Source organism: Arthrobacter sp. zg-Y20 (genome assembly GCF_030142075.1).
Taxonomy (GTDB): Bacteria; Actinomycetota; Actinomycetes; order Actinomycetales; family Micrococcaceae; genus Arthrobacter_B.
Genome location: NZ_CP126241.1, coordinates 668,711 through 690,905, shown reverse-complemented (window position 1 = coordinate 690,905; position 22,195 = coordinate 668,711). Strand labels below are relative to the sequence as shown.

The following is a 22,195-nucleotide window of genomic DNA, read 5'->3' as shown; positions in this document are numbered from 1 at the left end:
GGCGCGGATCCTTTCCGGGTCAGTGCTTTTCGGCCGATTCCATTTCGGGCTGGTCCTCCGGGTTTGGGATCTCACCGGCTTCTTCGATGTCCTCGCCGGTGTCCTCCCCCGTCCACACCTTGATAACGGCCCAGCCGACGGCGGCGATGGGGACAGCCAGGATGGCACCGATGATGCCGGCGAGGATGGTGCCGGCGGTCAGCGCCAGCAGGATGACCAGGGCATGGATGCTCAGCGACTTGCCCATCACCACGGGCTGGAGGAAGTTGCCTTCCAGCTGGTTCACCAGGATGATCACGATCACCACAATCAGGGCGACCACGGGACCGTTGGCCACCAGGGCAATCAGCGCGGCAAAGACACCGGCCGCCGTGGCACCGACCAGCGGAATGAACGACCCGACAAAAACAATGACGGTCAAGGGCAGGGCCAGCGGCACACCCAGGAAGAACAGGGCCGCACCGATGCACACGGCGTCAACCATCGCCACGATGGCGGTTCCGCGGATGTAGCCGCCCAGCACTTCCATGACCCGGAAGCCGGACAAACGGGCTTTGTCCCGCCGGTCGTCCGGGAACAGCCGCAGGAAGAAGGCCCAAATGCGGTCCCCGTCCTTGAGGAAGTAGAACAGCACCACGGCCATCAGCAGGAAACCGGTGGCGAAGGACGTGGCTGCGGAGAGGCCTGCAAGCGCGCCGTTGCTGACGGTGCTGCTGGTGGCGAAGTCAATGGCACTGTCACGCGCGCTGCGCAGCATGTTGTCATCTATGGGCAGCGGCCCGTTCTCCACAAAGTCATAGAGCTTTTCGAAGCCCTGCACGGCCTGATCCACCAGTGAGGACCATTCGCTGCGGATGGCGAAGACAATCCCGGTGATCAGTCCGCCGAAGACGGCCAGCAGGAGCAGGAAGGAAAGGCCTGTGGCCAAGGCGCTGGGCCAGCCCTTCCGCCGCAGCCAGTTGACGAACGGGGCAATAGCCGCACCCAGGATCAGGGCCAGCAGCACCGGGATCACCACCAGGGTGATCTGCATCAGCCCGTACACGGCGACGGATACCAGCAGCAGGATCAACAGGATCTGGGCAGAGCGCTGGCCGGCATGGCCAAGTGCGCCGCTCCAGTACCGGGCAGGCCTGGTGTGGTCGGGGTGCCGTTCCGTCTGGTCCGGTTGTGATGCGCTCATGTCCGCTCTTTTCCGCTCAGGCATTGTTCTGGGCGTTGGTGGGGGCAGTACCTTCGTCTGGGGTGGCGGGGTGGCCGCCGTTTTGCAGGTTGTCGCGGACGTGGCGCCGCAGGACCTTGCCGATCAGGGATTTGGGTAGCTCCTGGATCTCCACGATGCGGCGCGGGACCTTGTAGGCGGCCAGCTCGTTGCGGACGTAGGTCCGCAACCCTTCGGCGTTGAAGCCGCTTCCGGGCTTGACCACAACTGCAGCAACCACATCCTCGCCGCCGCCTGAGCGGGCCAGTCCAACCACGGCGGCGTCCTCAACCGAGTCGTGGCGCTTCAGCGCCTCCTCCACCTCGGAGGGTGAGACGTTGAAGCCGCCGGTGATGATCAGTTCCTTGATGCGGTCGCGGATGGTGACAAACCCGTCCTCATCCACAGAGACAATATCGCCGGTCCGGAACCAGCCGCCGTTGAGCAGGACCGCTTCCGTTTCCTTGGGCTTGTTCCAGTAACCGTCAAACACCTGCGGTCCGCGGATCAGCAGTTCGCCGGGCGTGCCCTGGGCAACGTCCATGGCCGGGTTTTCGGGGTCCACAACACGGATATCCGTCAGCGGGAACGGCACACCCACCGTGCCCGGCTTCCGGGAAGGACTAAACGGGTTGCCCAGGGCAACCGGGGAAGTTTCGGTCAGCCCGTAGCCCTCAATGAGGTGTCCGCCGGTGGCCGCTTCCCAGGTTTCGACCGTTTCCAGGGGCAGGTTCATGGCCCCGGAAATAGCGAATCTGATGCCGCGCAGCGAGACGCCCTGTTCTGCTGCCGCGGCTGCCAGCCGGTCGTAGATGGGCGGCACCGCCGGCAGGAACGTGGCGGGGGACTTCTTCATCGCCTGCAGGGTGAGGTCCTCGTCGAACTTCGGGAAGAGGACCAGCCGTGACCCGGTCTTCATGGCGCAGGTCAAGCTCAGGGTGAGCCCGTAGGCGTGGAACATGGGCAGCACGGCGTAGAAGGTTTCCTCGCCGAGCCGGAGGCCCGACGCCCACGCGACACCCTGGGCAGCGTTGGCCATCAGGTTCGAGTGCAGGAGCATGGCGCCCTTGGGGTCTGCCGTGGTGCCGCTGGTGTACTGGATGGCGGCAAGGTCACCGGCCGCGGGACGCGGATACCGCCGGCGCAGCGGCCGGTTGTTCAGCAGGGTCTTCCAGGTGAGCACCTTTCGGGACCCGCTGCGGGGCTTCGTGTCCACGGTCAGCGCCGCGCGGGCCTTACGCGCCTTGGGGACCGGCAGCTTCAGCGCGATCCGGTTGGACAGGGGCATTGCGGAGATCAGGTCCACGGAAATGATGGTCCGCACGGGGATGTCTGCGGGCAGATTCTGGATCTGTTCCACCGTCTTGTCCCACACAATGGCCACCGTGGCCCCGTGGTCCTCAAACTGGTGCCGCAGTTCCCTGTCGGTGTACAGCGGATTGTGCTCCACCACCACTGCACCCAACCGCAGCACGGCGTAGAACGCGACCACGTGCTGTGGTGAGTTGGGCAGTACCAGTGCCACGCGGTCACCCTTGCGCACCCCCAGCTTCAACAGACCTGTGGCAACCCGGCGGATCTGCTCTCCGAGTTCCTCATAGCTGGTGGTGGCGCCGAAGAACTCAAGGGCGGTCTTGGACCGGTACTTGCGGATGGAGGTCTCAACCATGTCGACAAGGGATTCCTCCGGAAGGGTAAAGCCATCCAGGACTCCCTCGCTGTAATGGCGGGTCCACGGGCGGTCCGGATCCGTAAGAGGGTAGTTTTTGCTCACGCATTCGACTTTAGCGCCTGCCCGCCCCTTGACTTAAGTTATTGAGCCTCCAGCTCAACCGGGCCCGCGGCGGACCGCTCCGGGTCGGTCCCGCCTTGCGCCGGCTGATTGCATTACACTGGGACGTTGAAGGGGAGTAGCTCCGGCCCGGGCCTTTGGTTCCGTACGGCCGAGGCCTGTCGACATACTGGACGCCGCGGCGTCCCGGCAGTCCACCCGACGGCACGCAGCCCGGGCGAGCGAGACCTTCGGTCAGAGACCTTTTTAACTGGCCGGATCCCCCTGTTCCGGTCCCTGTCAGGAGCACCGTGAATTCCCAGTCACCGCCGGAGCCGCACAACGGGCCCAGCGTCCCTTCCAATGCCGACCTCAAGCGCTGGCGGCAGTACCTCGCCGACGAACAGGCCGAAGCCGCCACCTACCGTTACCTCGCCGAACGCCGCGACGGGGAGGAACGCGACATCCTCCTCGCCTTGGCCGAGGCGGAGGGCCGCCATGAGGAACACTGGCGCCAGCTTTTGGGCGACGACGCCGGCCGCCCGATGCGCGCATCCTTCCGTAACCGCGCCCTCGGCCTGCTGGCCCGGCGTTTTGGCTCGGTGTTTGTACTGGCGCTGGCCCAGCGTGCCGAGGGCCGATCGCCCTATGCCCAGGACCCTAACGCCACCAGCGCCATGGCCGCTGATGAGCAGATCCATGAAGAAGTGGTCCGGGGCTTGGCCACCCGCGGACGGACCCGGCTTTCCGGCAATTTCCGTGCCGCAGTGTTCGGTGCGAATGACGGCTTGGTCAGCAACCTCGCCCTGATTATGGGCATTGGCGCCGCCGGGGTTTCCAGCACATTCATCCTGTTCAGCGGGCTGGCGGGCCTACTCGCCGGCGCCCTGTCCATGGGTGCCGGCGAGTACGTCTCGGTCCGGTCCCAGCGGGAACTGCTGGACGCTTCCCGACCCACCCAGATCACCCTTTCCGCCGCGAAATCGCTGGATATTGACGCCAACGAACTGGTGCTGGTGTACCGCGCCCGCGGAATGACCAGGGAGGCCGCCGAGCACCGTGCGGCTGAACGAATGGGGCTCTACACCTGCGACTGTGACCCCAGCTTCTCCCTCAACCCCGAGGCCGACACCGAGGACCGCCGCGACGAGCACGAATCCGTCGGCACCGGGCTGGGTGCTGCGGCCTCCAGCTTCTGCTTCTTTGCCTCCGGTGCCGTGATCCCGATCCTGCCGTACATCTTCGGCCTCACCGGACTCACCGCCGTCGTTCTCTCCTGCATCTTGGTGGGACTGGCGCTGCTGATGACCGGCGCCGTCGTCGGTCTGCTGTCCGGTGCCTCGCCGCTCAAGCGGGCGCTGCGCCAGCTGGCGATCGGCCTCGGTGCTGCGGCCGCCACATATCTGCTGGGGATGCTTTTCGGCACCACGGCACTCTAGGGGAAGTACATGGGGAGTTCTCCCCATGTACGAATTCCTTTCGGCAGGTTATGTTCTTCCCGAAACGGGGGAACTGTTGAATATGGGCTCTCCCAACTGTGTCCGCATTTCCAGGGGCAGCAGGAAACCGGTTCAAGGGGGAGAGCATGAGCGAGTACGACATAGATGCCGCAATAGTAGGCAGGATCGTCACCGACACCGAGACGATTCTGACGGCGAGCCAGGGTGTCCACAGCCGTATCCAGGGTTTCATAGACGACGTCGAAGTTGCATTAGGCAGCAGCCCGGTCCTTTCCGCCTTTTCCAATTTCGCCGGAGAAACCCTGCTAAAGGATATTGAGACCGTTTTGACGCGCTCTGACAATGCTGTCTTCGCCACCCGGCGGGCGATTCGCGCCTATGTCATTGGTGACGAGGAAATGCTGGCTAACGCACAGCTGGCGGCTGGCAGTGTTGTCCCGCTGGATCCCCCGGGTTCAACAGCAGGCGTGACATGGGAACCCCCGTCACCCGCGCCGGCGCCTGAGGCGACCGTCCCCGTTCCCGTGCCGGTTGTTCAGGCTCCAGAGGCGACCGTCCCCGTTCCCGTGGCCCAGGCGCCCGAGCCTCCGTCTCCTGCTCCCGTGCCTGGTCCGGCTCCTATTCCCATCCCCGTCGCGGAAACACTGCCCGCCCACCTGCCAGCCGCGCACATCCCCGTCGCGGTAACACTGCCCGCCCACCTGCCAGCCGCGCACATCCCCGTCGCGGTAACACTGCCCGCCCACCTGCCAGCCGCGCACATCCCCGTCGCGGAAACACTGCCCGCCCACCTGCCCGCCGCGCACATCCCCGTCGCGGAAACACTGCCCGCCCACCTGCCCGCCGCGCTTCCGGAGGTCGTCGGCACTGCTCCGGGAGTGGTGACACCCGGGCACCCGGGCCCCATCCTGCACATTCCCGATCCTTCATTTCCGGGGATGGACCCCGGGCACGGGCACGTTACCCTTCCCCTGCCGCTGCCCCTGCCAGAGTCAATCCCGGGCGGTGTGGACCAGGGAACAACACCAGCCGTTCCGGGCCACCCCGGCCCTGCAACCCCCGGCCCCGGGACTACATGGCCGGGCATCGATCCGGGCTTCATTATCGACCCCGCTGACCACCCGTCCGCTGGAATCCCCATCCCCGAAACCGGAGGCGGAGAGCCCAGCGCGGCACCGGAGCCGGTTCAGTTATTCCAAGCAAGCTCCCAAGCGGACGCGGCCCCAACAGCTCCCGTCCAGACATCCCGCGGAAGGTGGGGCCTAACATGAGTTTGATTGCAGTTGACCTGAGCGGTACGGAGAATCTTCCGGATCCTGAAGCACTCAGCACGGCGGCTGCCGGCATAGCGGAGCAAACGGACCAGATGGCGCAAACGCTGAACGATGCGCAGGACAAGTGGCGCACGATCACGGACTACTACCGCGCGCCGGAACAGCAGGTTGTCTTCAGCGCGATGGACAAGCCAAGTGACCACGGCGAGGCAATCGGGCGGGTTGCGGCGTCCGCGCGTAACGCACTTGAGGAATTTGCCGACGCGGTACGGACCATCAAGGCTAAGCGCGCAATCTTGGATGCTGAGGTGGGAGCCGCCAAGGTTGCGGATAGAGCAAGGGAGAATTTGACTCCAGGCTTTGTGCCCGACTTCATTGCCGACTTCGTGGATGAAAAATCTGACGCACTGGTGAGCGCCCTTCTGCAGCGCCAGGCAGATGCGCTGGCAGCGGACCTGCAGGCCGCGGAAGAAACGTGCCGGACGGCGCTGCGGGCACTGCGCCGGCGCACCAGCGACGTCCTCCCGGCCGCCGCAGCGAATGAAAACGAATACGCTGCGTCCGACGCCACCCGTGCGCTGAATAAGGTCCTGAATGGCGACGACGGACCGGACGCCATGCGCCAACTCCTGGCCGCGTTGGCGTTGCTGACTCCTTCCCAAGCTGCGCAGTTCAAGCAGAGCAACCCGGAATTGTTTTCCGGACCGCACCCGGGGCTGGATCCGCGAAGCAATAAGGAGGCCTGGAGCCGGTTGACGGCGGAACAGCGGCAGTCCTTGGCCAAACAATTTCCGCTCATGGTAGGCAACCTCGAGGGAATCCCCTATTCCGACCGGACCGCCGCCAATGCCGTGGCCCTGCAGGCAGAACTGGACCAGACCCCTGATGGCCAGCGCAGGGATGCCCTCCTGGCTATCCAATTGGGAAGTGAATCGACCCATGGTGCAGCGCCCCGAGGCATCATTTCCCTGGATCTGGGCGCTCCGCCCCTTGCTGCGGTAGCCATCGGCAACCTGGACACTGCGGACAACGTCACGTGGAACGTCCCGGGCATGGGAACCGAATGGAAACCGGGTGAAAACTGGACCGATGCGTCCCAGAACATCTATGACGCACAGAGCATGTTGGGTGAGCGCAACCACGCGGTGGTCGCGTGGATCGGTTACGAGACCCCTCCGCAACTCTCGGTGGAACATCTGGAGGTCCTCGATACCGCTCACGCCAGAGCCGGCGGGGAGAAGTTCGCCGCTGCGTTGAACGGGTTCCACGCCGCTGGCGGCGGCCGCGATCCCTACGTGGCCGTGGCCGCACATTCCTATGGAACAACCACATCAGCCTACGGCTTGACCCAAACGGATTTTGACGTGGATTCCGTGACCTTCTTCGGTTCAGCAGGGCTGGACCAGGCGGTTGTTGACAACGCAGCGGACCTGCATATCAAACCGGCGTCAGACGGTACTCCGGCATTGTTTGCCACCAACGCACCGCAGGACGTGGTGGCACCCGGCGGGGCATACGGAGGCTACCGCATCAATCCTCTGGAGGAAGGTTTCGGGGCACACGAGTTTAGTTCATTGGGCGATCCGGCACGGGATCTCGTAGCGACGCGTGGACACTCCGTGATCGGTGGTGGCGCCACAAACCTGAATCCAATCGGCACGCAGAAGGGGCACGGATACCTCAATGATGGTACCCACAGCCTCGATTCGGTGGCGCGCGCTACAACAGGGCGGGGCGATAGTGTCCTGGAACGGGACCAACAGATCATCCCACCGCTCCATGACCCCGAAGAGATGGCCGAGTACCTATGACCTTCCCCCGACTAACCCCGGTTGCCACCACTGTCGCTGTGGCTCTCTCCCTTGTTCTGTCCGGCTGCACCAGCTCCATCGAATCCGAGGACCCTATGTATCAATCAGACAAATCCGGCAACGACGGCGCCATGGACACTTCCAAGCCGACTTCGGAGCTCCTCCAACGGATGCTCGACCTCAACGACGAGACCACAAAGGTCCACGGCGGCGATTGGACATTCTCCGGTCCGGACCGGGCGCCCTGGGAGAAGGGCACAGCCGGGTATTTCGGGCGTGCTTGTCCAGGATCGGACCCGGTGTCCTACCACTACGTCGGCATGATCATGGGACCGGCCGTTGAGGATCCGGAGGCAGCAATATCCAAGTACGTGTCCCACTTCGAAGACCAGGGATTCGAAGAGGTGAACCGCTACAGCGAGGACGTCCCGTCCGACATCGGGTCCGGCTCCTACATCGTCGTCACGCTCGAGGATGCCGAGGGGAACTCTTTGGTTTACCAAGCCGGCAACCACCTCAGCAGCCTGTCCTATGAGGGGCCATGCTCGGAGGATCCCAACATGCTGGTCCGCACCACCTGACAGCAGCTGCCATGGTCCCGACTCCTGCGCGAATTTGACTTGGGACGTTGCATACCGCAAATCTGGAAGGGACACACTCGCGAATTATGTAAAGGAACGCAGAGTCGGGACCGCGTTGCTTTGGGGATACCGGCGGGAAGCAGGCGCACTGATTGCGCCCTCCGCCGGGAGTGGTTGCCATTCTGCTTACCCGTGCCCGCCATCAGGGCCCGGGCCCTTTGCGCTGACATAAGGAAAGGCCTATGGCTACCACTGAAGGTCCCATACGCGACGCTGGAAGGAACGACGGCGATCCCGCTGAACCCGCCCGGCTCTCCATTACCGTTGAGGAATCCACTACCTCCTCCATCCCCGTGGTGGAGCAGGAGCATGAACTCGTCCAGCTGATGATTGAGGGGCAGCGCCAGCAGGAGAAGGCGTTGAGCCGCGAGATCCCGGCCAAGCTGGACAAGGTGCTTTTTGCCGTCACAGCAGTGCTGGCCCTGGCCTTCATCGCTTGGGGCTTCTTCGGCACCGACAACCTGGCCTCGGTATCCCAGACCGCCTTGGACTGGGTGATCACCAACGCCGGCTGGTTCTTTGTCCTGCTGGCTTCCTTCCTTGTGGTGTACGTGATCTGGCTTGCCGTGGGACGCTTCGGGCGGATCCCGCTGGGCAAGGACGGCGAAGAACCCCAGTTCAAGACCGTGTCCTGGATTTCGATGATGTTCTCCGCCGGCATGGGCATCGGCCTGATGTTCTACGGCGTCGCTGAACCGCTGTTCTACTACATCTCCCCTCCCCCGGGTACCGATGATCCGCAGACCGCAGAAGCACTGCAGACGGCGATGGGAACCTCCCTGTTCCACTGGGGCCTGCACCCGTGGGCCATGTACGCCGTCGTCGGCATCGCCATGGCCTACGGAACCTACCGGCTGGGCCGGAGGCAGCTGATCTCCTCCGCGTTCACCTCGCTCTTCGGTGCCAAGCGGGTGGACGGCCCGCTGGGCAAGGTCCTGAACATCTTCGCCATCTTCGCCACCCTCTTCGGCACCGCTGCGTCCCTGGGCCTCGGCGCCCTGCAGATCGGCAGCGGCATGGAGTCGTCCGGCTTCTTCGGCACAGTGGGTACGCCCATCCTCGTAGCCATTGTTGCCATCCTGACCGGCTGCTTTGTCGCCTCTGCCGTGTCCGGGATTTCCCGCGGCATCCAGTGGCTGTCCAACATCAACATGGTCCTGGCAGTGGTGCTGGCGGCAGTCATTTTCGTGGTCGGTCCGACACTGTTCATCCTCAATGTCATCCCGGCCGCCATCGGCGACTACGCAACCAACCTCGCCCAGATGGCTTCCCGCACTGAAGTTGCCGGCGATGAATCCATGCGCGCCTGGCTCTCCAGCTGGACCATCTTCTACTGGGCCTGGTGGCTGTCCTGGACGCCCTTCGTGGGCATGTTCATCGCCCGGATCAGCCGCGGACGTACCATCCGGCAGTTCGTGACCGGCGTGCTGCTGGTGCCGTTTGTGGTCAGCGTGGTCTGGTTCTCGATCTTCGGCGGCGCCGCCATCGGCACCCAGCAGAAGGCCGCAGCCAACGGGGAGCCGGGGCTGGTGACCATGGTGGACGGTGAACCTACCATTTCCTTCGATGGGTCGCTCTTCGACCTCTTCGCCGCCCTGCCCATGCCTAACCTCGTGGCCGGCGCCGTGGGCGTACTGGCCATGATCCTGGTGGCCATCTTCTTCGTCACCGGGGCGGACTCCGCCTCGATTGTGATGGCCTCCTTGAGCTCCAACGGCGCGGAGCATCCCTCCCGCGGCGTCGTGGTTTTCTGGGGCGTCCTCACCGGCGCCGTGGCGGCGGTGATGCTGCTGGCCGGCGGTGATGAACCCTCGGAAGCCCTGGACGGTCTGCAGCGGATCACCATTGTCGCAGCTCTGCCGTTCGCCGTGGTGATGCTGCTGATGACCATCGCCCTGGCGAAGGACCTGGCCCGGGATCCGCTCTCCCTGCGGCGCAGGCTCGCCGTGTCCGTGGTAGGCCGCGCCATCCAGGCCGGCGTGGAAGAGCACGGCTCCTCCTTCGACCTGCACACCCGCGAGCACGACGACGGCCCGGAAACAGGTGCGCCGGTAAACACTGACGAGCCGCAGCGAAAGTAGCTCCTCTGCAATCAGGGGCGGCGGCGCGGGGTTTCCCGTGCCGCCGCCCCTGTGTTGTTATCCAGCGGCGGCGGCCAGTCAGCGGCGCACAAGATTCGTCCGCCAAACTGCCCCCTATCGGGTCCAATACGCACTCGAAGGCTTGTGCCCGTTTCCCCTTCTTCATAGTCTGCGAAAGTTACCACGCGGTAACTATCAGCCCTTCCCCAAGACAATGAGGTCATCATGAGGAAACACCTGGCTATTCTGGGGGTGTCCGCCGCACTGTTGGGTACATCCCTGGCGGCTGCGCCGGCCATCGCAGCACCGGCGGCGCCCGCCATCCGCACCGACGTCGTCATCACCAGTTTTGACGGCACCCCCATCCATACCAACTTCTTCCCGGCCACGGGTCTTGCTGCCGGACAGCAGGCGCCTACCGTGATGGTGGGACCCGGGTTCGGCCTCCCCGGCGGACGCATCCCAACCACAACCACCAATACCCTGATCGGTTCCATCGGCATCGCTCCCCTGCGCGATGCCGGCTACAACGTAGTGACCTGGGACCCCCGCGGTTTCGGCTTCAGCGGCGGCGAAGCCTATGTAAACAATCCCGCTTACGAAGGCCGGGACGCATCGGCCATCGTGGACTTCATCGCCGCCCAGCCCGAAGCCCGCCTGGACGCCCCCGGCGATCCGGTACTCGGCATGGCCGGCGCCTCCTACGGCGGCGGCATCCAGTTTGTCCTCGCCGCCCAGGACCAGCGGGTGGATGCCATCACCCCGACCATCGCCTGGAACGATCTGACCACCAGCCTCTACAAGGCCGGCTCCTTCAAAACCGGCTGGGGTGCGCTGCTCTGCGGAGAGGGCACCGCGCTGGGGCAGCTGGGCTCCCTGGTGGGGAACGACGGCGCCCTCTCGGCTCCGGTGCGGAAGGCCTGCCAGGAGGGCCTGACCTACCCGAACCAGCTCAGTCCGGAATCCATCGCCTACTTTGCGTCCCTGACACCGGACGAAATGTTCACCTCGATCACCGCACCCACGCTGATCATCCAGGGCACCGCAGACACCCTGTTCACCCTCAATGAGGCCACCCGCAACTATGAACTCATCAGCAGCACCGGCACCCCCACCAAAATGCTGCAGTTCTGCGGCGGGCATGGCCTGTGCAACTCCACTGCGGGACCGGACCGGATCACTCCGGCGGTCTTGAACTGGTTTGCCAGGTATCTCCGGAATGAACCGGTGAACACCGGGGCAGCCTTTGAGTTCATCGACCAGAACGGCATCACCCGCGCCGCGCCGGGCTACCCGCAGGCCACCGGATCCCTGACAGGTACCGGGCGCGGCTCGATCCTGCTCTCCCCCGCAGCCATCAGCGGCGCCGTGATCGCCGCCGCTGTGGCGCCCGTGGCAGTGAACGTGCCGATCGTTTCCCCGGCGGTTCCGACGTCGGTCTTCGGGGCTCCGCAGCTGACCCTCACCTACCGCGGCTACGCACCGCGGGGCAACACCCACGTTTATGCCCAGATCATCGACAAATCCCGGGCATCACTTGTACTGGGCAACCAGGTGACACCCGTTCCGCTGATCCTGGACGGCACGGAACATACCCTGACGGTGCCGCTGGAAGAGGTCTCCTACACGGTGAATGCCGCCAGCCGGCTGGTGCTGCAAATTACCCCGGCCACGTCCGTGTATGCGCTGCCCAAGGCGACGGCACTGACCAGCTTCACCGCTTCGGTGGCTTTGCCGACCGTTGCCGCCTACCCGGCTGTGCCCTAGGGTCCACCGGGAACAGAAACGGAAGGGACCCCGCACCGTGGTGCAGGGTCCCTTCCGTTTCCGGCGTTGGGCTACTTGGTGCCGGCAGCGCGAAGCTGGGCTTCCACCTGCTCCAGGCTCTGTCCGCGGGTTTCCGGAACAAAGCGGCGGACAAACACCAGGGCCAGCAGCCCCAGCACCACGAAGATAAAGAAGGTCTTCGAGATCCCAATGGCGTCCATCAGGATGGGGAACGAGAAGCCGACCGCGAAGTTGGTCATCCACTGCACAAAGACGGACAGGCCGATACCGAGGCCACGGACCTTCAGCGGGAAGATTTCCGAGAGCATCAGCCAGGTCACCGGGGATACCGCGCCCTGCTGGAAGCCCAGGAACAGAACCGTCAGGGCCAGGATGATGTATCCGCGGGCATCACCTTCGGCAACGAAGAGCGACACCACGCCGATCAGCAGCAGCGAGGAACCGGTGCCGATGAGGCCGGTCATCAGCATGTGCCGGCGGCGGACCCGGCCCAGCAGCCAGATACCGAAGATGGCAGCCGCAACGGAGACCACGCCGTTGGCGATATTGGCGGTCAGGGCGGCTTCGGTGCCGAACCCCGCGTCCTCCAGGATCTGGGTGCCGTAGTACATGATGGCGTTGACGCCGGTGATCTGCTGGACAATGGACAGTCCCATGCCGATCAGGAGCACCCGCAGCAACCAGGGCTCGGCGAAATCGCGCAGCGTCCCGGTCTCCGCGGAGTCCTTTTCGGCCAGGGTGCGTACTTCTTCGTGTTCCGCCTGCGCGTCTTCCTCGCTGCGGATCCGGCGAAGGGCCGCGAGGGTCTCGGCGAAGCGGCCCTTGGACGCCAGCCAGCGCGGGCTTTCCGGAACAAAGCTGATGCCGATCCACAGGGCGATGGCAGGCAGGGTGGCCACCACGAGCATCCACCGCCACACGCCCTGGTCCTCGCCCCAGAGGTTGCCGATCACGGCATTGGCTATGAAGGCCACCAGCTGTCCGGTGACAATCATCAGCTGGTCGCGGGTAACCATCTGGCCGCGGCGCTCCGCCGGCGCCAGTTCGGCCAGGAACACGGGTACAAGCGCGGAGGCGCCGCCGACCGCCAGGCCAAGAACCACGCGGGAGCCCACCATTACGGCAATGGTGGGCGCCAAGGAGGTGCCCAGCGTGCCCAGCAGGAAGACGGCGGCCAGACCCATCAGGACCCTGCGCCGGCCGAACCGGTCCGTCAGCTTGCCGGAAATGGCTCCGCCGAAGGCTGCACCGAACAGCAGGCTGGACGTAACCAGGCCCTCGGTGACCGGGGTCAGGCCGAGATCGTCCTGCATGTACGGCAGTGCACCGTTGATAACGCCGGTGTCGTAGCCGAAGAGGAATCCGCCAAGGGTAACAATCCAGGACGCACGCCGGAGCGCCCGCCGGTGCGGTGTTGCTTTCGCGGGCTTGGTGGAGCCGTTTGATACTGAGGTGGACATGTCTAACTTTCTTACCGGATCAGTACGCACAAAAACCCCCGTCCTGCGGAAAAATCCGCAGGACGGGGGCATGCGCGGTGGAACTAGAGGGCTGCGAAAACTTCGCGCAGCAGGGTGGCGGTCTCGGACGGCGTCTTGCCGACCTTCACGCCGGCAGCCTCGAGGGCCTCTTTCTTGGCCTGGGCGGTTCCAGCGGAACCGGAGACAATGGCGCCTGCGTGGCCCATGGTCTTGCCTTCGGGAGCCGTGAAACCTGCCACGTAGCCGACAACCGGCTTCGTGACGTTGGCCTTGATGAACTCTGCGGCACGTTCCTCGGCGTCGCCGCCGATTTCACCGATCATCACGATGGCCTTGGTCTCGGGATCCGCTTCAAACGCAGCCAGGGCGTCGATGTGAGTGGTGCCGATGACCGGGTCGCCGCCGATGCCAATGGCTGTGGAGAAGCCAAGGTCGCGCAGTTCGTACATCATCTGGTACGTCAGGGTGCCGGACTTGGAGACCAAGCCGATCGGGCCCTTGCCGGTGATGTTGTTCGGGGTGATGCCAACCAGAGCTTCGCCGGGCGTGATGATGCCGGGGCAGTTCGGGCCGATGATGCGCGTGACCTGGTTGCCGTCAGCATCCACCTTGGACTGGGCGTGGGCCCAGAACTCGGCGGAGTCCTGCACGGGAACACCTTCGGTGATGACGACGACGAGGCCGATGCCGGCGTCGATCGCTTCCATGACGGCGTCCTTGGTGAAGGCCGGCGGAACGAAGACGATGGAGACGTCTGCGTTGGTCTTGTCCATGGCCTCAGTCACGGTGCCGAAAACGGGCAGTTCCACGTCGCCGTGGGTAACCGTGGTGCCGGCCTTGCGGGCGTTAACGCCGCCGACAACCTGGGTTCCGGCCTTGAGCATCAGGGCGGTGTGCTTGGTGCCTTCGCCGCCGGTGATGCCCTGAACGATGACCTTGGAGTCCTTGTTCAAAAAGATAGACATAAGGGGATTCTCTTTCTAAAGGTTCGACAGGCTCTTGGTCAGCGAGCGGCGTAAGCGAGCTCGGCAGCCTTGTCGGCGCCTTCGTCCATGGTGGTGGCCAGGGTGACCAGCGGGTGGTTGGCCTCGGCAAGGATGCGGCGGCCTTCTTCGACGTTGTTGCCGTCCAGACGGACAACCAGCGGCTTGTTGGCTTCGTCGCCGAGGATTTCCAGGGCCTTGACGATGCCGTTGGCCACGGCGTCACAGGCGGTGATGCCGCCGAAGACGTTCACGAACACGGACCGAACCTGCTCGTCATTCAGGATGACGTCCAGGCCGGCGGCCATGACGGATGCCGAGGCTCCGCCGCCGATGTCCAGGAAGTTGGCCGGCTTCACGTTGCCGTGCTTCTCGCCGGCGTAGGCGACGACGTCGAGCGTGGACATGACAAGACCGGCGCCGTTGCCGATGATGCCCACCTGGCCGTCAAGCTTGACGTAGTTCAGGTCATTGGCCTTGGCCTTGGCCTCGAGGGGATCCGCGGCGTCCTTGTCTTCCAGAGCGGCGTGGCCGGCCTGGCGGAAGTCGGCGTTCTCGTCCAGGGAGACCTTGCCGTCGAGGGCGAGGATCTGTCCGTCGCCGGTCTTCACCAGCGGATTGACCTCAACGAGGGTGGCGTCTTCCTTGGTGAAAACGTCCCACAGCTTCAGGATGGCGTTGACCACGCCTTCGCGCAGCTCGGGGGCGAACCCGGCGGCGTCGACGATCTCTTCGGCCTTGGCGGTGTCGATGCCGACGGCGGGATCAACAGCCACGCGGGCCAGGGCGTCGGGACGCTCCACGGCCAGCTGCTCGATCTCCATGCCGCCTTCGACCGAGCACATGGCCAGGTAGTTGCGGTTTGCGCGGTCCAGCAGGACCGAGAAGTAGAATTCCTCGGCAATGTCGGCACCCTGGGCGATCATCACCGTGTGAACGGTGTGGCCCTTGATGTCCATGCCCAGGATGTTGGATGCGTGCTCGAAAGCTTCATCGGCGGTCTTCGCGACCTTTACGCCGCCGGCCTTGCCGCGGCCACCAACCTTGACCTGTGCCTTGACGACGACAACGCCGCCGATCTTCTCAGCAGCAGCTTTGGCTTCTTCAGGAGTGTGCGCCACGATTCCGGCGAGCACGGGTACACCGTGCGCCTCAAACATATCGCGCGCCTGATATTCAAACAGGTCCACGGGCTAGTGTCCTTCTACGTCGAAGTAGGTTTACATTCGATCTGACGATCGCAGAGCAGATGCATCCAGCCGGTCTGCTCCATTGGGAACTTTAGTACCTCGGCGCTTGGCGCCGATCACAGACTACCTCTTTAGTGATGAAGGACACACTTCTATCGCTTGTAGAAATCGGCCGGTCTGCGTTATGAAGAACGGCGCGTTTCAGGACTCCTTCGTCAGCGGCGCATAGCGCAGCAGCAGGCGCTTTTCCCCGATGTCGAACTTCACCTTTGCCACTGTTTTGTCCCCCGCACCTTCCACGGCCAGCACGGTGCCGTGCCCGAAGGACGTGTGGTTGACCTTGTCCCCGGCTGCCACGGAGATGACTTCCTTTTGCGGCTGCACGCGGCCCATGGCCTTGGCCACCGGCGCATTGGCGGTGCTGCCGCCGGTTCCCAGCGGTGTACCGGCGCCCCAGGAGGACCCGGAGTAGCGGCTGGACGTGATGCTTCCCCCGCCGCCGCCCCAGGCCGGCCGCTCCATTCCTTCGCGCTTCCAATCGATCAGGTCCGCCGGGACCTCGCTCACGAACTGGCTGGCCGGGTTGTACTGGCTCTGTCCCCACATGCTGCGAACCTCGGACCTGGTCAGATACAGCCGCTGCCGCGCCCGGGTCAGCCCCACGTAGGCCAGCCGCCGCTCCTCTGCCAGTTCGGCCGGGTCTGTGGCCGAGCGCTGGTGCGGGAACAGTCCCTGCTCCATACCGGTCAGGAACACCACCGGGAATTCCAGGCCCTTGGCGGTGTGCAGGGTCATCAGGGTCACCACGCCCTGCCGGCGGGATTCCTCCACGGCTGCCGCAACTTCCTCCGCGGAGCCTTCCGGCGCGTCGGGGATGGAATCGGCGTCCGCCACCAAAGAGACCTGCTCCAGGAACTCGCCCAGGGACCCTTCGGGGTTGTCCCGCTCGTACTCGCGCACCACGGCCACGAGTTCGGCAAGGTTCTCGACCCGCGACTCGTCCTGCGGGTCGTTGCTGGAGCGCAGCTGGGCCAGGTAGCCGGTCTGTTCCAGTACTGCTTCCAGGGCTGCGGCGGCACCCGAGCCGGAGGCTACCTCCGAGAGGTCATCGATCAGTTTCACGAAGCCGTTGATCGAGTTCAGCGACCGGGTGGCCAGGCCCGGCGCCTCGGCGGCACGGCGCAGTGCGGCCATAAAGGAAATCCGTTCCCGTTCGGCCAGGGCCGCCACGGAGTATTCCGCGCGGTCGCCGATGCCGCGCTTGGGTTCGTTGAGGATCCGGCGCAGGTTCACGACGTCGTCGGAGTTCACCAGGACGCGCAGGTAGGCCAGCGCATCCTTGATTTCCTTGCGTTCGTAGAACCGGGTGCCACCCACCACTTTGTAGGGCAGCCCCACGCGGACCAGCACGTCTTCGAGGGAACGGGACTGCGCGTTGGTCCGGTAGAACACCGCGACGTCGCCGGGGCGCAGGTTTTCCTCGTCCTGCAGCCGGTCAATCTCCTCGGCAATGAACCGGGCTTCCTCGTGTTCGTTCTCGCCCACGTAGCCGATGATCTTCTCGCCGTCGCCCTCAGCGGTCCAGAGCCGTTTCTCCGGCCGGTTGGGGTTGCGGGAAATCACCGCGTTGGCCGCATTGAGGATGGTTTGGGTGGAGCGGTAGTTCTGCTCCAGCAGGATGGTCCGTGCTGCGGGGTAATCCTTCTCGAAATCGTTGATGTTCCGCACGTCGGCGCCGCGGAATGCGTAGATGGACTGGTCGGAGTCGCCCACCACGGTCAGTTCCGCCGGCGGAACGTCAAGGGCGTCGTCGTCGCTGCCCACCAGTTCGCGGACCAGCGCGTACTGGGCGTGGTTGGTGTCCTGGTACTCGTCCACCAGGATGTGCCGGAACCGCCGGCGGTAGTATTCGGCCACGCCAGGGAAGGCCCGGAACATAAACACCGTCTGGGCAATCAGGTCATCAAAGTCCATGGCGTTGGCCTGGCGCATCCGCTGCGCGTAGCCCTTGTAGACCTCGGCCACAGCGGATTCGAACGGGTCGGAGTAATTCGCCGATTCGGCGTAGGACTCTTCGTCCACCAGTTCGTTCTTCAGCGCAGAGATCTTGTTCATGATGGACTTGGGAGTGAACCGCTTGGGGTCCAGATCCAGGCCCTTGGCCACCAAGGTGATCAGGCGCAGCGAGTCCGCCGAGTCGTAGATGGAGAAGTTGGAGTTCATCCCCACCGTTTTGGCCTCGCGGCGCAGGATCCGCACGCAGGAGGAGTGGAAGGTGGAGATCCACATGGTCTTGGCGACGCCGCCCACCAGGTTCTCGATCCGCTCGCGCATTTCCGCGGCGGCCTTGTTGGTGAACGTAATGGCCAGGATCTGGCCGGGGTTCGAGCGGCCGGTGGCCAGGAGATAGGCGATGCGGTGGCTGAGGACCCGGGTTTTGCCCGATCCGGCGCCGGCCACAATCAGCAGGGGCGACCCGGCGTGTTTCACCGCTTCTTCCTGCTGCGGGTTCAGGCCCTGCAGCAGGTCCGCGGCACGGCTTTCGTCCGCATAGGAGGATCCCCGCCGGGTGTGTTCGGCCTGCGGTGCCTGCGCGGCAGGCTCCGGAGCGTTTTTGCGGGGTGCGGGAAAGAGTGGATCAAAGAGGTAGTCCATGATGGCTTTAAGTCTAGGCGCTGCGGCTGACAATCCGGTGAGCACCGCCTGCGGTCCGGTCCACGCCCGGACCACGGGCAGCCGGTCAGGCGGAGGTCAGGGCTTCGTGGATCTCCCGCACGGCGCCGGCGGAACCGGCAATGTGCCAGCGGAACCCGTTTACTTCGACGACGGCGGTGCTGCCGCCGGCAGCCAGCACAATGGCTTTTCCGGGCAGCCAGTCCCATTCCGGGCAGCTGTGCTGGAACCAGGCCCCGGGCTGGCCGGAAGCCACCCGGCCCAGGTCGCAGGAGCCCGAGCCCATCATCCTCAGGGTTGCTGCGCGCGACGCCGCTGCCGTCCACGGGCCCACCACTTCCGGGCGCTGCAGCCAAGTGGGGTGCAAGTAGGTGCCGGCGCATAGCCGGTTCAGCGGTTCGTCGGCCGGCGCACCGATCGGCTCGCCGTTGAGGGTGGCCGGGCGGCCCTTGCCGCCAACCCACAGCAGGTCTTCCTGCGGCTGGTAGATGGCGCCGAGCAGCACGTCGGGGTCACCCGGCAGTTCGTGCGGGCCCGGCTCGGACCGCAGTGCAATGGCCGAGCACCAGTAGGTGGACCCGGTGAAGAAGTTGTAGGTCCCGTCCACGGGGTCGATGACCCAGGACCGGCCGGAGGTGCCGTTGTGGCTGGCACCCTCCTCCCCCACGATGCCGTCGTCCGGACGCAGTTCCCGCAGCCGGCGCACCACCAGCGCCTCCGCCTCGCGGTCCGCGGCGGTGACGACGTCGGACACCGAGGTTTTCTGGCTGGCGGTCAGCCCCTCGGCACGCATCTGCAGGGCAAGCTGCCCGGCTTCGCGCACCAGGTCGGCGGCCAGTTGGAAGTCCTCGGGCAGGGCATTCTCACTCATGCCTCCCAGCGTAGCCGCCCGTCTCCGCCCCGGACAGGCGCAAACGGGCGGGCCTCCCCGGCACAGGAGGGCACAGACGGGGCATTTGGACGGGGTGCAGGTGTGCGGTGCGCGGGTGTGCGGGTGTGCGGGTGTGGCATGTGTACAGCTAATGCGGCTTGGAGGGCTGGCAGGCCGCATCAGCTGTACTTAAGGCACCAGGCAGGCCGCATCAGCTGTACGGAAGGCGACGGTGAAGGACCCCCAAACCCCGCAGCGCCCGGTCCCCGCGGCGCTGCAGGCCGGGCCTCCCCGGCAGTGCGGCCATACTGTACGTATGGGAAAATCAGCAGCACAGCGCGCCGCAAAACACGGAGCTCAGGCCGGCCTGCCGCGGCCCGGCACCCCCGGAGCCCCTGCCGGTCCGGGAACCCCGGGACCGCAGGGCAAGTCCAGCCCCGGCCTGGTGGTCATTGCGGGCGTGGTGACCACGCTCTTCCTCTTCTGGTACCTGCATCTGCTGGTCCTGGGCCAGCTGACCCAGCTCGCCGACGGCTTGGCCATGCCGGATTCGATGGTCTTCGGATACGGCGAAGACCATCTGGCCGCGCTGCGTGCGGCCATGGACGCCGATGCCCTGGGCCAACTCAGCTATGTGCACAAGACCGCCGGGGTGCTTTTCCCGCTGATCTTCGGCCTGACCTGGCTGCTGATAATCGGGCTGAACACCCAGCGCCGGACGCTGCGCTGGGTGCTCTTCAGTGCGCCGATCCTCTTTGTGGTCGCGGACCTGTGGGAGAACATCGCCATTGACAATGCCCTTGGCGCAGCCGAACTATCGGGAGGCGACGCCGCCCTGGCGTGCACGCTGACCGTCACCCGCTGGATCCTGCTGGCCCTCAGCCTTGCGGCGTCCGTGGTTGCCGTCTTCACGCGACGGGTGGGACGGCCACCAGAACCGCTCGCCAAGGATGAAGGTTAGGGCCGGTACCACCACGGTCCGCACCAGCAGGGTGTCGAACAGGACACCGACGGCCACGATGATGCCCACCTGCGTCAGGGTCACCAGCGGAAGCACTCCCAGCACGGCGAACACAGCGGCCAGCAGGATGCCGGCGCTGGTGATGACGCCGCCGGTGGAGCGCAGTGCCGCCAGCATGCCCTGCTTTGTTCCCATGGTGACCGCGTTTTCACGGGCCCGGGTGGTCAGGAAGATGTTGTAGTCCACACCCAGCGCCACCAGGAACAGGAAGGAATACAGCAGGGTCTGCACGTCCATGGCCGGGAAGTCCAGCACATTCTCGAAGACCAGCCAGCTCAGCCCGGTGGCGGCCAGGAAGGTCAGCAGCACCGAGGCCACCAGCAGCACCGGTGCTACTAGGGAGCGCAGCAGGATGGTGAGGACCAGGAAGACCAAGGCAATCACGGTGGTTCCCACCAGGACGGTGTCGTGCTGGTTGGCGGCGAGCTGGTCCACGCGTTCGGCGGCTTCACCGCCCACCAGAGCGCCGTAGTCCTCCCCGGCCAGGTCCGCGCGCAGGTCCGTGATGAAGGTGTTCGCCTCGTCGGTGCCTGCCTCGTAGCCGGTGATCAGTTCAATCCGGGTCTTGCCGTCATGCTCGGTGCCCGCCGTGGCCGCGGTAACGCCCTCGACATCCTGCAGCTGTGAAACGGCGTCGTCGGCCGCGGCAGTGTCCACCAGGACGGTGACCGGCGAGGAGGAACCTGCCGGGAAGCCTTCAGCGAGCGTCTCGGCGGCTGTGACGGCCTGCGGCTTTTCGCGGAACTGTTCGTTCTCGCTGAGGCCAATCTGCATGCTGAACAGGGCACTGCCCAGGGCCAGCAGGACGACGACGGCGATGCCGGCAATGGTCTTGGGGCGGCGTGCGGTGGCCTCACCCAGCCGGCCCCAGAACTTGCCTTCCTTGGCCGGGTCCCCCACCTTGGGCACAAACGGCCAGAACAGTTTGCGGCCCAGCAGCACCAGCGCCACCGGCAGGAGGAACAGGGCGCTGAAGATTGCCAGCACAATGCCGATGGCGGCGGAGAAACCCAGGCCCCGGTAGCTGGCGGTGTCAGTGAACAGCAGGGTCAGCAGCGCCAGGATCACGGTGCCGCCGGAGGCAATAATGGCCCCGCGGGTGCGGGTCAGGGCCTTGGCCATGGCTTCGTACACCGAGCTGTGGGCGCGCAGTTCCTCCCGGTAGCGGGCAATCAGCAGCAGCGCGTAGTTCGTGGCGGCACCGAAGACCAGCACGCTGGTGATGCCGACCGCGGACGGGTCCACGGTAATACCGGTGGCCGGGGCCAGCAGGTCCACCACCTTGGCGGCGAGCTGTTCAATGGCACCCACAATGGCCAGCGGCACAATCCACAGCCACGGAGAACGGTAGGTGATCAGCAGCAGCACGGCAACGACGCCGGCGGTGACGGTCAGCAGCACGAAGTTTGCCCCGGAGAACACTCCGGCCAGGTCCGCACTGAATGCGGCTCCGCCGGTCAGCTCCGCTTTGACCCCCTCAGGGGCTGCATCGGAAACGGCGCTGCGCAGGGCCTCCACTTCCGCGGAGACGGCGTCGCCGTCGTCGGCCGCGGCCTGCAGTGTCAGCGGCACGATCGCCACCAGCTTGTTTTCCGAAACCACAGGCTGAACCTGCGGCGGCGGGCCGGAGGCCCCGGCTTCGGTGGCCGCGGCATTGATCCCGGCAATGGCTGCAGTATCGGCATCGGTCAGCGGACCGCCGTCTTCCCGGGAGATGACCACGATGGCGGAGGATTCCTGTGCGTCTGGGAATTCCTCAAGCAGCTCCGCAACCTGGGTGGACTGGTACTTGTCGTCCAGGCCGCCCACCCCCGTGGTGTCGTTTTCCTCGACTGGCAGGGCAAAAAGGCCAATGATGACGGCCACCCCGATCAGCAGAGTGACCCACGCCGTCTTGGCGTTCTTCACTATCCCTGCGTACATGTGCTTCTCCCGTGACGTAAGTATCT

At 65.1% G+C, this 22,195-nt stretch carries 14 protein-coding genes and 1 pseudogene; 7 read left to right on the top strand and 8 right to left on the bottom strand.

Features of this window, described 5'->3' with window-relative positions; all coding sequences use genetic code 11:
• Nucleotides 1-19: 19 nt before the first annotated feature.
• Nucleotides 20-1,183, bottom strand: a complete 1,164-nt coding sequence (locus QNO06_RS03390) for an AI-2E family transporter (RefSeq protein ID WP_227913481.1) — start codon at nt 1,181-1,183, stop codon at nt 20-22.
• A gap of 16 nt (nt 1,184-1,199) precedes the next feature.
• Nucleotides 1,200-2,975 carry a long-chain-fatty-acid--CoA ligase gene (locus QNO06_RS03385; RefSeq protein WP_227913482.1) on the bottom strand — a complete coding sequence of 592 codons (1,776 nt, stop codon included), beginning with the start codon at nt 2,973-2,975 and terminating at the stop codon, nt 1,200-1,202.
• Between the two features lie 308 nt (nt 2,976-3,283).
• Here QNO06_RS03385 and QNO06_RS03380 point away from each other — a divergent pair, with 308 nt between their 5' ends.
• The 6 genes from QNO06_RS03380 (at nt 3,284) to QNO06_RS03360 (ending at nt 12,006) form a co-directional block, all read left to right on the top strand.
• Nucleotides 3,284-4,411, top strand: a complete 1,128-nt coding sequence (locus tag QNO06_RS03380) for a VIT1/CCC1 transporter family protein (protein WP_227913483.1) — start codon at nt 3,284-3,286, stop codon at nt 4,409-4,411.
• Between the two features lie 146 nt (nt 4,412-4,557).
• Complete coding sequence (locus tag QNO06_RS17025; protein ID WP_227913484.1) at nt 4,558-5,703, top strand: DUF6507 family protein; 1,146 nt, start codon at nt 4,558-4,560, stop codon at nt 5,701-5,703.
• Nucleotides 5,700-7,517 carry an alpha/beta hydrolase gene (locus QNO06_RS03375; RefSeq protein WP_227913485.1) on the top strand — a complete coding sequence of 606 codons (1,818 nt, stop codon included), beginning with the start codon at nt 5,700-5,702 and terminating at the stop codon, nt 7,515-7,517. Before QNO06_RS17025 ends, QNO06_RS03375 begins: the two co-directional genes overlap by 4 nt.
• 95 nt (nt 7,518-7,612) lie before the next feature.
• Entirely contained in the window at nt 7,613-8,098 is a 486-nt protein-coding gene (locus tag QNO06_RS03370) for a hypothetical protein (protein WP_227913486.1), read from the top strand.
• Between the two features lie 242 nt (nt 8,099-8,340).
• Nucleotides 8,341-10,239, top strand: a complete 1,899-nt coding sequence (locus QNO06_RS03365) for a BCCT family transporter (protein ID WP_442860176.1) — start codon at nt 8,341-8,343, stop codon at nt 10,237-10,239.
• Nucleotides 10,240-10,464: 225 nt separating this feature from the next.
• Nucleotides 10,465-12,006, top strand: a complete 1,542-nt coding sequence (locus QNO06_RS03360; protein ID WP_227913487.1) for an alpha/beta hydrolase family protein — start codon at nt 10,465-10,467, stop codon at nt 12,004-12,006.
• A gap of 71 nt (nt 12,007-12,077) precedes the next feature.
• On the opposite strand, the gene QNO06_RS03355 is transcribed toward QNO06_RS03360, so the two are convergent.
• The 5 genes from QNO06_RS03355 to QNO06_RS03335 all read right to left on the bottom strand — a co-directional run bounded on the left by QNO06_RS03355 (nt 12,078) and on the right by QNO06_RS03335 (nt 19,225).
• Nucleotides 12,078-13,487 (bottom strand): sugar porter family MFS transporter, encoded by a 1,410-nt coding sequence (locus QNO06_RS03355; RefSeq protein WP_227913488.1) that lies wholly within the window; start codon nt 13,485-13,487, stop codon nt 12,078-12,080.
• 83 nt (nt 13,488-13,570) lie between these two features.
• On the bottom strand, nt 13,571-14,473 hold the full coding sequence (sucD, locus tag QNO06_RS03350) for a succinate--CoA ligase subunit alpha (protein WP_227913489.1): 903 nt from the start codon (nt 14,471-14,473) through the stop codon (nt 13,571-13,573).
• A gap of 38 nt (nt 14,474-14,511) precedes the next feature.
• Nucleotides 14,512-15,681: an ADP-forming succinate--CoA ligase subunit beta gene (gene sucC, locus QNO06_RS03345; RefSeq protein WP_227913490.1), complete on the bottom strand. Its 1,170-nt coding sequence runs from the start codon at nt 15,679-15,681 to the stop codon at nt 14,512-14,514.
• 201 nt (nt 15,682-15,882) lie between these two features.
• Nucleotides 15,883-18,336, bottom strand: coding sequence for a DNA helicase PcrA (gene pcrA / locus QNO06_RS03340; protein ID WP_227913491.1), 2,454 nt, complete (start codon nt 18,334-18,336; stop codon nt 15,883-15,885).
• An 85-nt stretch (nt 18,337-18,421) separates the two neighbouring features.
• A complete protein-coding gene (locus tag QNO06_RS03335; RefSeq protein WP_227913492.1) occupies nt 18,422-19,225 on the bottom strand; it encodes an inositol monophosphatase family protein in 804 nt (267 codons plus the stop codon).
• 316 nt (nt 19,226-19,541) lie between these two features.
• Between QNO06_RS03335 and QNO06_RS03330 the strand changes: the two genes are divergently transcribed.
• Entirely contained in the window at nt 19,542-20,186 is a 645-nt protein-coding gene (locus QNO06_RS03330; RefSeq protein ID WP_227913493.1) for a hypothetical protein, read from the top strand.
• A gap of 21 nt (nt 20,187-20,207) precedes the next feature.
• On the opposite strand, the pseudogene QNO06_RS03325 reads toward QNO06_RS03330, so the two are convergent.
• A pseudogene (locus tag QNO06_RS03325) lies at nt 20,208-22,169 on the bottom strand (MMPL family transporter); the annotation flags it as partial.
• Nucleotides 22,170-22,195 lie beyond the last annotated feature (26 nt).